At 54.0% G+C, this 12895-nt stretch carries 6 protein-coding genes and 1 other RNA gene; 5 read left to right on the forward strand and 2 right to left on the reverse strand.

Annotation, left to right across the window (positions count from 1 at the left end; all coding sequences use genetic code 11):
• The first annotated feature begins 551 nt into the window (after positions 1–551).
• Positions 552–4217, forward strand: a complete 3666-nt coding sequence (locus tag VK738_20310) for a CHAT domain-containing protein (protein ID HTD25006.1) — start codon at positions 552–554, stop codon at positions 4215–4217.
• A gap of 352 nt (positions 4218–4569) precedes the next feature.
• Here the strand turns inward: VK738_20310 and ssrA are convergent.
• Positions 4570–4937, reverse strand: a transfer-messenger RNA (tmRNA) gene (gene ssrA, locus VK738_20315).
• 941 nt (positions 4938–5878) lie between these two features.
• Between ssrA and bshC the strand changes: the two genes are divergently transcribed.
• The 4 genes from bshC (at position 5879) to VK738_20335 (ending at position 11240) form a co-directional block, all read left to right on the forward strand.
• Positions 5879–7483 carry a bacillithiol biosynthesis cysteine-adding enzyme BshC gene (bshC, locus tag VK738_20320; protein ID HTD25007.1) on the forward strand — a complete coding sequence of 535 codons (1605 nt, stop codon included), beginning with the start codon at positions 5879–5881 and terminating at the stop codon, positions 7481–7483.
• A 105-nt stretch (positions 7484–7588) separates the two neighbouring features.
• Positions 7589–10252, forward strand: coding sequence for a tetratricopeptide repeat protein (locus VK738_20325; protein HTD25008.1), 2664 nt, complete (start codon positions 7589–7591; stop codon positions 10250–10252).
• A gap of 24 nt (positions 10253–10276) precedes the next feature.
• Entirely contained in the window at positions 10277–10585 is a 309-nt protein-coding gene (locus VK738_20330) for a hypothetical protein (protein HTD25009.1), read from the forward strand.
• On the forward strand, positions 10572–11240 hold the full coding sequence (locus VK738_20335) for a glycerophosphodiester phosphodiesterase (GenBank protein ID HTD25010.1): 669 nt from the start codon (positions 10572–10574) through the stop codon (positions 11238–11240). Before VK738_20330 ends, VK738_20335 begins: the two co-directional genes overlap by 14 nt.
• On the opposite strand, the gene VK738_20340 is transcribed toward VK738_20335, so the two are convergent.
• Positions 11229–12890 carry a glycerol-3-phosphate dehydrogenase/oxidase gene (locus tag VK738_20340; GenBank protein ID HTD25011.1) on the reverse strand — a complete coding sequence of 554 codons (1662 nt, stop codon included), beginning with the start codon at positions 12888–12890 and terminating at the stop codon, positions 11229–11231. The genes VK738_20335 and VK738_20340 overlap by 12 nt on opposite strands.
• Positions 12891–12895 lie beyond the last annotated feature (5 nt).

A 12895-nucleotide genomic window follows, 5' to 3' on the forward strand; every position in this document is an offset into this window, starting at 1 on the left:
GCCTGCCCCGGCGTGCCGCCGTAGGGTGTATCCAGCGTTCCCAGGAGCGCGGGGCTCAGGTTAACAGAGCCCATGAAGTTATTTGAAAACTCATCGCAACACGCCGTCCGCGACGCAGGCCGGTCCGCGATCATCCCTTGTTCTAACTCACGCTCGTGTTGACTCGTGTGTTAATGCACTCGCAAGGATGCAAGGTTGACTGACTGGCATCTTTATGGGAACCAAGTCTGCAAGAGATTGAAATGAAATGACTCACAGCAATGACCCAAGCAAGCTTGGGGTCCCCCTCTGGCACCTTTTTTTGTCTACCCGCGAGGTTCTTTAATTTTTAACCAAAAGGTAAACAGCAGGGCGCTTCATTTCACCCAACCAAGCAAGGAGGGTGGCCCTGAAACCGATCCGCGCAAATCTGCGTTCATCTGCGGCAAACTTTTGTCTGGCTAATAAAGGTTAAGAGCTAAGAGCTTCTTTTCCCACGCCCAAGCAAGCAAGGGTACCCCCCACCTTGTTGGTATACTCAAAGACGATCATTTCCGATCTCCTGCAAACAAATGAGCCTCCGGCAAAAAACCTACCTTGTTTTGCTGCTGCTGAGTTGCCTGGCCTCCACCGTACGCGTCCATGCGCAGCTCAAACCAGGGGTAGTTATTGAAGAGGTCGCAAAGTATTCCGAAGGCGAAAAAGCCGAATTGCGCGAAGGAGACATCCTGCTGCGCTGGACTCGTGGTGAAGACAAAGGCGAAATTACCTCTCCTTTTGACCTGTCCTTAATCGAAATTGAGCAGGCGCAGCGAGGAAGAGTTTCTCTGGAAGGTCTCAGGGGCTCGGCAGCCCAAAGTTGGTTCTTGGGGCCTGATGATTGGGGCATCACAGCGCGACCCAACCTCCCGCAGGATCTCGTCTCTATTTATCTCGAAGGTAAAGAGCTGGCCAAAGTCGGCAAACTGAACGAAGCAACCGAACATTGGCGAAAAGCAGGGGTACAAGCGCAAATGCCTTCATCGAATTGGCTGAGTGCATGGTTTTTCTTGCGTTCAGCGGATTTGCTATCGGATGCCCGGCAATGGAAAGAATCAGATGAATCCTTTGAAGTAGCTGTCCGGCAGGCAACAGAAGCTGGGCCAGCAATAGCTGCGCAAGTGCTGTACGCATGGGCCACAACATTCAGGCGACGTAGTGATTGGGCTCATGCGGAGAAGTACTACCAGGAGACGATAGCTCAATGCCGGAAATTAGGCGCTGAAAATTTGATGATGGCATTGAGTTTAAGCAGTCTCGGGGATATGGCCCATGCCCGCGGCGATCAAACCAAGGCAGAGCAGTATCACCTTCAAGCGCTGGCAATCAGGCAAAAACTTGCTCCCGACAGCCTTTCCGTTGCAAGCAGTCTGCATAATTTGAGCGCCGTAGCTGAGGACCATGGAGATCTGGCAAAAGAAGAAGAGTATGTTCGGCGTGCGCTGACGATTCGGGAAAGGCTCGCTCCTGAAAGTCTTCATCTTGCGCAGAGTTTCAATCAGTTTGGCGATTGGTACTGGGTCCGTGGTGACCTGCCCCATGCCGAGGAATATTTTCACCGGGCGTTTGTCATCCGAAAAAAACTGGCTCCTGAGAGTCTCGATTTTGCAATCAGTCTTAACAATCTCGGCATTATTGCCGAAATGCGTTCCGATCTGGATGGCGCTGAACACGATTACAGCCAGGCGCTGGCCATTCAAGAGAAACTGGAACCTGGCGGTCTCAATGTGGCAAGGAGCCTTCATAACTTAGGCGATATTGCTCAAGATCGTGGCGATCTGGCCGCAGCGGAGCAGGACTATCGCCGCGCCCTCGCGATCCACGAGAAGATTGCCCCTGATAACGACCTGGTTCCTTTGGCCCTCAATAATCTTGGAGAACTTGCAAGAACCCGGGATGACCTTACGCTGGCACAGGAGTGTCACATCCGTGCGCTGCAAGCCGCCAGGCGCATCTCTCCGGATAACGTTTATGTTGCTATCAGCCTCTATAGCCTTGGCCGCATTGCCGATGATCATGGCGAGTTGGTCAAGGCCGAGGATTATTACCTTCAGGCCCTGGCATTGTTCGAAAAAATATCTCCAGACGCTAACTATTATGGAGCTGTACTTACCAATCTGGGGATTGTTCGTGAAGAACGCGCGGACCTGGGAGCCGCCGGGAAATACTACGACCGGGCTTTGGCGGTATATAAAAAATTCTCTTCCGATAGTTTAGATGTCGCGCGCGTATTGCAGCACATCGGTAATTTGGCTCAGATGCGCGGTGACTTGGACAAGGCTGAGAATTACCATCGTCAGGCGTTGGCAGTACTGGAAAGGGTCGCACCTGGAAGCAGCAGCCACGCGGAAACTCTTGCATCTCTGGCCGGGATTATGCGCCGTAAGCAGAGGGTTGATGATGCTGCTCAATTCTATGAGCAGGCGCTGAATGCTTTCGAGAGTCAGACTGCTCATCTGGGGGGCTCGGAGGAGACCCGTTCCGGCTTTCGCTCTAAACATGCGCGTTTTTACAATGATTACATTGATCTGTTGATTGCCGAAAAGAAGCCGGCGCTTGCATTTCAGGTACTGGAACACTTTCATGCCCGCTCTTTGTTCGAAACCTTAAGTAATGCTCGTATTGATATTCGCAAAGGCGTCGAACCTGCGTTGGTAGCGCGGGAACGTGCCTTACAGCAATCACTCATCTCGAAATCGAACCGCCGCATACAATTGCTGAATGATCAGCATACGGAAGAACAATTGGCGGTTCTCAATCAGGAGATGAAAGACATTCTTGAGCAATATCAAGATGTGGAAGCGCAGATTAGGATCAGCAGCCCGCTCTACGCTGCTTTGACGCAACCCGAGCCGTTAAGCGCCACGGAAGTCCAACAGCAGTTGCTCGATGACGATACGGCCTTACTGGAATATTCTCTCGGCGAAGATCGGAGCTATGTTTTTGTAGTGACCTCCCGTTCGTTGGAGGCTTATGAATTGCCTCCTCGAACCAAAATCGAGGCTGCTGCCCGGCGGCTGTACCATCTCTTGCGGACATGGCAGACTGTCAACGCCACGGGCAAGAGCAACCCCTCTTCATCCAAATCAAACGCCGTGTTGCCGCACAGGGAAACCTATGTGCAGCAGGCAGCGATGGCTTTTAGTCAGATGGTGCTGGCGCCGGTGGCTGCCCAACTCAAGGCGAGGCGTTTGCTCATTGTGAGTGATGGAGCATTGCAGTATATCCCCTTTGCGGTATTGCCAGCACCAGCACAATCAGGGGCAAGCAAACCGCGATATTCATCAACACCGGCGCCGCTGATTTTGGAACACGAAATTATCAAGTTGCCATCCGCATCCGTGTTGGGAGTTTTACGGCAACAAACCGCAACTCGTAGAGAACCGGCCAAGGCCGTGGCGGTTCTAGCTGACCCGGTCTTCGATAAGAATGATGATCGCGTGCAGGTGAGACTGCGCTACCCGAAGACCAACCGGCTTGCTCGATCTGCTGAGCAAGGAGCTGCATCGAAGCTGGGCTCCGCGCAGCAATTGCCGGCACAGGACCAAGACGAGGAACCGCAACAACACCTGACCCGGTCCTTGATGGATGTACTTGGGCACACAAAGAGAGGAGTTTCTTTGGCCCGGCTGCCTTATACACGACGAGAGGCGCAATTCGTCCTGGCCATGGTTCCCGCGGGGCAGGGGATGGAGGCCCTGGACTTTAATGCCAGCCGCGCGACCGCCATATCTCCCGACTTGGGACAATACCATGTTGTGCATTTCGCCACGCACGGATTGTTGGATAGCAAGCATCCTGAGCTCTCGGGCCTGGTGCTTTCCCTGGTGGACCAACATGGAAGCGAACAAAATGGGTTCTTGGGACTCCAGGAGATTTATAACCTTAGCTTACCCGTGGATCTCGTGGTCCTAAGTGCGTGCGAAACCGGTTTGGGAAAAGAAATCAAAGGCGAGGGCCTGATGAGCCTGACTCGGGGGTTCATGTATGCTGGCGCGAGCCGGGTGATGGCCAGCTTGTGGAAAGTGGACGATGTTGCCACGGCTGAACTGATGCGGCGTTTTTATCGAGGGATTGAGCAGGAAAGAATGAGACCTGCCGCAGCCCTGCAGAAAGCACAAATTGAAATGTGGAAACGGCCGCGCTGGAGAGATCCGTATTATTGGGCAGCCTTCGAACTGCAGGGCGAATGGAACTAACATACTAAGAGTAGATTCTCCTGCGGGCAGGCTTCATGCCTTAATGCCGACCGGAAAGATTAACAAACACGAAAGACCTCTGAACTGCCCTTCGTGGAGTAAGTCTTTGTCTTAACATGCGGAAACCTTTGACACGAATCTTCCAAAGGTTAAATTTCAGCATTGGGTCGTGGCAAACCGATTCGGTGCTCTTGTCCAGTTCGAGTGCTTCTGGGCTAGCTAGAAGCACCAACACGGAGGTCAAACTAACCGGCTCAATCGAAAACCCGCCCACGTCCGAATTTTCTGTCTGGACGAGGTTTGAGCATCATCTATGGATCGCAGATCGTTCTAAGTTATAGAAAACAAAGGGTAATGGAGGCGGCGGGAGTTGAACCCGCGTCCGAAAATGATGACAGCAAAGAGCCTACATACGTAGTCACGTTCCTGCTACGGGAGTTACCCCGTAACCTTCGCAGCCGGCGCTAAGAACGGACAAGAAACGCAAGCAGCTAGCCTGTATATCTCGCCTTCGCTGCCCAGACACGCGGCGAAAGCCAGTCCGCTGTGCGACACTCTTCTCCCGCCCACGGACAAAGCGAAAGAGAGCGGCTACTTAATTAATTAAGCAGCGTATGCCAGTGTTTGGTTGGCAACTATGTTTTTGCACGCGATTACGGGTGTGTGCACCCCGGTATGCCTCTTTACCTCACCCATTTCCGTCGAAGCCGTGACGCCCCCAGATTGGTTTGAGGTACCTCTCAAATTTCAAAGAACCTATCACAAGTGTATCAAAGCTTTAGATGTGCGGCGGAATCCGCTGGATTCGGGCAAAAGTGATATCAAAAAAGTGATATCAAACTGTTGGTTTTTGAGAAATCGTGGCCCATAATTTTCCTGGAGTGTGTTTTTCTCAACCGCGTTCCAGAATGCGGGGGCTTTATTGCCCTTAGGATCTTTGAAAACTCATTGTCTGGCAAGATTTGCGAGGATCGCCGCAACAGCGCGAGGGGCGAGGTAGTAAACCCTAAGCGTAGCCAAAGGGGGTAGCGCTGCCGAGCCCTTAGAAAGCTCTTTTGAAAATCTATTGTCTGAGTACCGAGTACTGAGGACTGAGTACTACTTCAGCTAGTCCCTCACCCCACATCGCTCATCGCCGCAATTGACGCGGGTTGCATGCTGATTTCTGAGTCTGATTGACTAGCAAGCAAGTACCCCCATACCCGCACTGCCTCAACAGGAAAAAACAGAGGTTATGTTGTGGAGAGGAGGTCGAGCGCTATTAGCCGCAACAATTTTGCGGCGATTGCGCTGCTGGATTGGAGCTGTCCTTGACTACCTCAGCAAGTATCCCTCCCGGCATCGCTCATCGCCGCAATTGACGCGGGTTACACGCTGATTTCCGGGGCCGATTGACTAGCATGCAAGTACCACCATCCGAACCGAGGTTCCAAGGACTGAGGACTGAGTACTTACCTCAGCTAGTCCCCGATCCCATAGCGCTCATCGCAGCCATTGACGCGGGTTACACGCTGGTTTCCGGGGCCGATCCACTACCTAGCAAGTACCCCCCGGAAAAGCCCCTCTACTGTTTCGCGGACGAAATTGTTAGCATCTCTGGGTGGAAGCACACATCCAATTTGCATGCTTCCCAACAACCACAAGTGTAAGGAGCGTTCTTGATGGAGGCACGATGTTTGCCGTTCAGCAACATCCCTCACACCACCCGGCTTTTCGCCGATTTCACCAGCGACTTTGCCCGCGTGCAGGATTTTTATCCGCTTTCTCCCCAGGAGACGAGCCGGCTGGGAGAACGCGTCTCCCAGCTTAACTATTCGCCTCAAACCCGCGTTGCGGTTGCCGAGATTCTCGAGCGCCAGAACCAGCAATTAGGCTCCTCTGCTGAAACCATGAAAAACATTGAGCGGTTGCGCAATGGCAGTTCAGCCATGGTTACCGGACAGCAGGTTGTTCTCCTGGGTGGTCCCGTCTTTGCCATTTATAAAGCGCTCAGTGCCATTAAACACGCGAGGCAACTTACACAGGCAGGCTTCGATTGTGTTCCTGTTTTTTGGCTGGCGACGGAAGATCACGATTTTGCCGAAGTCTCTCATAACATCCTGCGCAGCTCTGACGGCAATTTGCATCCTGTGACCATTCCGCCGGCAGCGCCCGAAGGCACGCCCGTAGGCAAGACCGCCATCGGAGAGCAGGGAGCTGCATTGATTCGCGAAGCCGCCAAGCTATTGGGCGAGAGCCCGTTTCGTGAACTGCTGATCGAGAGTTACCAGTCCAAAGAAACCCTGGGTAGCGCCTTCGGTAAGTTATTTGCGAAGCTCTTCGCAGAGTCCGGTTTGATTTTGCTTGATCCTTCGGAACCAGCACTGCACCGCCTGACGTCTCCGGTATATCGTCAAGCTGCAGCGCGTTCTGCTGAAATCGTGCAAGCCCTCCAGGAGCGCGGTCAGGCCTTGGAACGTGCTGGATACCACGAGCAAGTCAAAGTCACTGCTTCGATGACGCTCCTGTTTGCTGATGTGAATGGTGTTCGAACCCCCGTCCGCAAGGTCAACGAAGGCTTTGCTTTGGGAGACGAGCGCTGTACCCCCAGCGAACTTGATTCCCGCATTGCCGAGCATCCTGAGAAGTTCAACCCCAACGTCCTGTTACGGCCTGTAATTCAGGATTCTCTGCTTCCCACCCTTGCTTATATCGGCGGTCCTGCGGAAGTCGCTTACTTTGCGCAGGTAGGCGTGGTCTATGAAAAATTGTTAGGCAGAGTTACGCCCATTTTGCCGCGCTTTAGTGCTACGCTGCTCGATCCGCGCACTCAGCGTCACCTGCAGAACTACAAACTCTCGCCGCTCGATTGCTTCAAGAGCGAGCAGGAACTCCGAAGTTTGCTAGCGGCAAAGGCTCTTCCTCCTGAGATGGAAGCTACTTTTTCCGAAGCTGAACGCGAAATCAATGTTGTGATTGAAAGGGTGATAGAAGCCGTCAGCAAACTCGATCCTACGCTGCGCGAGGCGGCCGAGCACTCCGGATCGAAGATGCGCCACCAATTGCAGCAATTGCAGGGACGCGCCGCCAAGGCGCAGGCCCTCCGTAGTACAGAAGTGGCGCGCCATGCCGGCATTCTGGCGAATACCCTTTATCCCAACCAAAAGCTGCAGGAGCGGGAAATCGCCGGAATTTCTTTTCTGGCGCAATTCGGTGCGGAAACCTTGCAGCGAGTCTATGATCAGATTGATCTCGCCTGTAGCGGTCATGCCTTCATTGCCCTGTAATTCTGGTTAATTTAAGGCGATTTCACCGCCGTCGAACCAAATAAGAAAATTGTGCGCGTAGGCGTTTCCGGGGTAGCATTACTCTCTTATACGTTTCAATTTGCTATGTCCACACCCAAGATGGAGACCACGCAGGACGCGCTTACCGTGGAGTTGACTGGAACACTTGCCGGACGCTTTGAAATACGCCAGCGACTCGGGGCCGGCGGCATGGGTGAGGTGTATCTTGCCGAGGATACGCTTCTCAAGCGCCTGGTTGCCATCAAGAGATTGGCCCCTCACCTGCGTGCCGACCAGCTTTCACGTGGGCATTTTCTGAAGGAAGCCGAGCGGATTTCAGCGCTGAATAACGAGCACATCGCCGGCATCTACGACGTGCTGCAAGTCAATGGCGAAGTTTTTCTGGTGATGGAGTATGTCGAAGGCGCAAACCTGCGTTTTCGCTTTACCCCGCGTCCTACCGTTCAACAATTCCTTGAAGTGGCAGTTCAATGCGCCGAAGCCCTGGCTGCTGCCCACGAGAAAGGCATACTGCATCGCGACATCAAGCCTGAAAATATCATGCTCACGCCTGCCGGGCAGGTGAAGATATTAGATTTTGGCCTGGCGCAGCGCCTGCGGGTCGCAGGCGAGGGAGTGGCTACGGTCAGCTTACCCTCGGTGGGTCATCCGCTTTCCGGGACTCGTGGTTATGTAGCTCCTGAGGTGCTGCTGGAAAGGGAACCAGACGCGCGCGCCGACATTTTCTCTTTAGGAGTTGTGTTTTACGAGTTACTGACGGGAAACAATCCATGTGCAGCGGCGACCTGGGTAGGCAGCATAGAGCGTACTCTGCATGCCAGCCCTTCGCCTATGTATCACACAGATGCTCATGTCCCGGATGAAATTGAACGCGTGATCCGCAAGATGCTGGAGAAAGACCCCGAGGAGCGCTATGCAACTGCCCGGGACCTTTTGGTAGATTTGCGCCGACTGCGCAAGCAGTCGGAGACAGGTTTATTGCTGCCTCCTCGCAATCTGGTTCTCCGCCGGAACAAGAAAAGGGTGATTTGGGGCAGCGCAGTGGCAGTTTTGGTTCTGGTTGTCATATTCACTCCCTGGCGGAGCTTGCTGCAGCAGCTTCAAAAAAGATTTGCGCCTTCTGAGAATGCCCAAATGGCTATTCCCAACCAGAAACTGGTTGCGGTTTTGCCATTCCGCGCCATCGGAGCGTCGCCCGAAGTGCGGACTTTCAGCGATGGCCTCGCGGAAACTGTTACCGCCAAGCTTACGCAGCTCACTGCGACCCATGCGCTCCAGGTTGCCCCGGCCTCTGAAGTTTACGGACGAGGCATCACGGATGTCGATGAAGCCCGAAAAAATCTGGGCGTGAATCTTGTAGTCGAAGGCAGCTTGCATCAGGCCGGTGACACCGTGCGCATCACCTACACCTTGGTAGATGCAATCTCGCATCGCCAGTTGCGCGGAGATACCATTACTGCTTCCACCTCTGACCCGTTTGCCCTGGAAGACCGGGTTGTTCAAGGTGTGCTCTGGATGCTGGAGTTGGAAATCACCCCTGACGAACGGCCGCAACTGGAAAAGCATGGGACCACTATCGCTGGTGCTTATGACCTGTACACGCGTGGACTCGGTGATCTGCAAAACTATGGCGATCCCGCAGCGGTGCAGAGTGCCATCGAGAATTTCTCACGCGCCATTTCGCTCGATCCCAATTATGCTTATGCCTACGCTGGATTGGGGGAGTCTTACTGGGATAAATACGGCATTGACCACGAGGCAAAATATATCCCCAAGGCCCGCGATGCCTGCCAGCATGCGCTCACGTTAAACACAGATCTTGCTGCTGGACATGTTTGTTTGGGGAACTTGTTGGTTATGGCGGGAAAGTACGAGAACGCCAGTTCGGAATTCAGCCGCGCTCTTGTCGCCGAGCCTACTTACGACGCTGCTTACCTTGGACTGGCATCAACCTACGAGCACATGGGCAGGCTGCAGGATGCGGAGCAGACCTATCAGCGTGCTATCGAACTGCGTCCGCATTACTGGGCAGGCTACAGTTGGTTAGGACGTTTCTACGCCGCTCATGGGCGTTATCAGGAAGCCGTCGAGCAATTCAGCCACGCCGCCGCTGTTTCGCCTGACAACAGCTCCATTTATCACAGCATGGGTGGACTCTATATTTTCATGGGCAGGTACCAGGATGCCGTCGGTGCTTTGCAGCGCGCTCTTTCTTTACGCCCCAGCTTCGAGGCCTATGCCAATTTGGGCCAGGCCTACATGCGTTTGCGGCGCTTCGATGACGCCATTGCTGCCTACCAGCAGGCCCTGACATTGAATCCGCGCGACTATCGTTCCGTAGGTTATTTGGCCGATGCCTATTACTGGGCCCCGGGCAAACGCGATCAGGCCACGCCGCTGTATGAACGTGCTATCACCATGACGGATGAGGAGTTGAAGCTCAATCCCAAGAACACTGACGTTCACACATTGTTGGCGGAATACCACGCCCACCTTGGCCATGCTGAAGCCGCGCGTATGCACATACAGCAGGCGCTCAAACTTCATCCCGATGAGCCCGAGACACTATTTTTTGCTGCCCTGGTGGAAAACCAGTTGGGCGATACAGCGCATGCCATTCAATGGTTGAGTAAAGCGGTTCATCAAGGGTATTCTCTCTCCGAGATCAATTCCGCGGTTGATTTCGATAATCTGCGCAACGACCCTGCCTTTCAATCGGTAATGCAGGCAACAGGCCAAAAGAGTTAAGATAGCAGTGCGCGGGGAACTGTTATGCCTAAAAAATCCGAGCTCGTGCAAGTATCGTGCCCTTGCTGTGGCGCCATGCTCAAAGTGGATGTCGCCACGCAGTCCGTAATCTCGCACATACCACCCGAACGCCCCAAGACCTTTAATGATTTTGAAGAGGCTGCGCGCGCCATGAAAGAACAAGGTAGCCGGCGCGAATCCCTTTTCCGCCAGTCGGTGGAAGCCGAAAAGAACAAGGCCGATGTGCTGGAGAAAAAATTCCAGGAAGGCATGAAACGCGCCAAGGAAGCTCCCGAAGCTGCTCCGCGCATCCGCGACATTGATCTCGACTAAGAACCCTCCGCTCCTTTTGGGACATCGTGGTGCTCGCCGCGCCGCCCCGGAAAACACTCTCACTGCGTTTGACCTTGCGCTTACCCACGGATGTGACGGCTTTGAATTTGACGTGCGCTCTACCGTCGATCAGCACGCTATTCTTTGCCACGATCCCACGCTGGCGGGTCTCCCCATAGCAGAAACTGCGTATTCGGCGATTTTGGGAAAATATCCCAGCGCTACATGCCTCGAGGACGTAATTGCGCTCTATAACGGCCGCGCATATCTCGATATCGAGTTGAAGGTTCCCGGCTTGGAAAAGAAGCTGGTAACGCTGGTGGGATCGCTTGCCGCTAATACATATGTTGTTTCGTCGTTTCTTCCAGAAGTATTGCAGACCATCTGCGCTTTGCAGCCCACTGTACTCTTGGGGTGGATCTGTGACCAGGAGCAAACCCTCGCTCGGTGGCGCGAAATTCCATGCACCGTAGTGATCCCAGAGTGCAAGCTGGTGACGCAAACGCTGATTGAAGAAATTCACTCCGCCCGAAAAAAGATTTTTGTTTGGACCGTGAACCAGGAAGAAGAGATGCTGCGTTTGGGCAAGGCTGGAGTTGATGCCATCATCTCCGATGACACAGGGTTATTGGGCCGCGTTTTTTCACTTTTGTGATGAACGCTGGCCAACTAATGGTCGTTTGCTCGCTGATGGATTCAAGAACTTTATGCGCTCTTCCTCAAAGCCCTCCAATGCTTCTTGAATGGTATTCTCACTCCACCCCATAACTTTTCCAATCCTGTGCGCAGCTTCGGCGCTACACTTTTCAGTCCAGCACGCTCCCAGCGCAACCGGTACTCGCCGCAACAAAACATCGCCCAGCGTGATGGCATGCTGGCTTGCGAATGCCGCCGCTGCCTCGGCTACCAGATGTTCCGTATGCTGGCAGAGGGGCAAGCGCTGTTCATCGGAACTTGCTGCCACGTGTGCAATGGCCTGGGCCCAGGGGCCATGCCATTCAGCGATTCCACGCGCCGACGCCTCAGAGATTCCGGCAATGCGAGCAATTTGCTGCGACCACTGATGCAGAGTTGTTTCCACATCTTCTGAAGAGGCTAAAGCAATCTGTACTTTTGCCGGGCTGCTGCTTTCAACTCCGATCTTGCGTGCACACAGGCGGGCCAGGCTGGCTGCATTGGTCAGCTTGCCTCCGATTACAGAAAGCATTCCAGCAGCGCCTTCTTCCGCGTGGTCATGCAGAAAGTGCCGCCGCGTGATCGTGCCGGGCGTTTCGCCCGGCGAATACGGCAGAGGACGGACCCCAGCGAATGCATAACGTATGTCGCTGGTTGCAAAATGTTGCCGTGGAAATAGAGCTGCCAGTGAGCGTAGCAGGTAATCAACTTCCGTCTGCGAGGGTTGCGCGTCTCCCGGCTCTTGTTCGTCTGCAACTTCTGTAGTCCCAACTAGAAGCTGCCGGTTCCACGGAATCACAAAAAATGGACGCCCATCGGCAGCTTCCGTATAAATTACCGATTGCGGCATCTCAGGAACAGCCGGCAGAACAATATGACTGCCACGCACACCGCCAACCAGACGCTTGCTCTGGCGCAAAGGGAACTGCTGGCACACGTGGTCACACCATGGGCCGGTGGCATTGATGACCCACGTGGCCTCGACGGTTTGTTCGCTACCATCGAGTTGGTCGCGAAACATCACACCACAAGCACGACCGTCTTTCACTTTCAGGTCCAGCACCCGCGCATGGTTTCTCGCCTCGCAGCCGGCCTGTATCGCATCTGACAACCACTCGGCTACCAGCAGCTCAGGGAACTCGCATTGTGCGTCTTCGTATGAAAAAGTAGAGAATGAAGCGCCGTTGTCGAGTTGCTCTTCCAGCAGACGAACGTCCGATTTTGAAATACCATTGTGGTTCTGCTTGCCGGCCAAAGCTTTGTAAAGCCACAATCCAGCGCGGATCGTGAGTGCACTGTGTCGCGAGCCGGGTTTCAACGCCAGCACAAACTGCACGGGATGGACCAAATGTGGTTGCTGGCGCAGAAGCTGCTCGCGCTCGCGCAGGCACTCTCGGACTAACCCCAACTCTCCATGCTCTAGGTAGCGTAAGCCACCGTGAATAATGCGCGTGGAACGGCTGGTGGTTCCTGAGGCAAAGTCATTTTGCTCCAGGAGCAGTGTACGCTTGCCGCCGCGCGCACACTCCAGAGCAATTGCCACTCCGCTGATGCCGCCGCCAATCACGACGACATCGAAGTGTTTTCCATTTAGGGAAGGCCGCGTGTAGTTATTAAAGATACCTTCCATAATCT

Source organism: Terriglobales bacterium (assembly GCA_035487355.1).
Classification (GTDB): Bacteria; Acidobacteriota; Terriglobia; order Terriglobales; family Acidobacteriaceae; genus QIAW01.

Excerpts from the sequence above, each read along its gene's own strand:
- VK738_20330 (HTD25009.1), top strand. The coding sequence starts at position 10,277 with ATGCCTAAAAAATCCGAGCTCGTGCAAGTATCGTGCCCTTGCTGTGGC.
- VK738_20310 (HTD25006.1), top strand. The coding sequence starts at position 552 with ATGAGCCTCCGGCAAAAAACCTACCTTGTTTTGCTGCTGCTGAGTTGC.
- VK738_20340 (HTD25011.1), bottom strand. The coding sequence starts at position 12,890 with ATGGAAGGTATCTTTAATAACTACACGCGGCCTTCCCTAAATGGAAAA.
- bshC (HTD25007.1), top strand. The coding sequence starts at position 5,879 with ATGGAGGCACGATGTTTGCCGTTCAGCAACATCCCTCACACCACCCGG.
- VK738_20325 (HTD25008.1), top strand. The coding sequence starts at position 7,589 with ATGTCCACACCCAAGATGGAGACCACGCAGGACGCGCTTACCGTGGAG.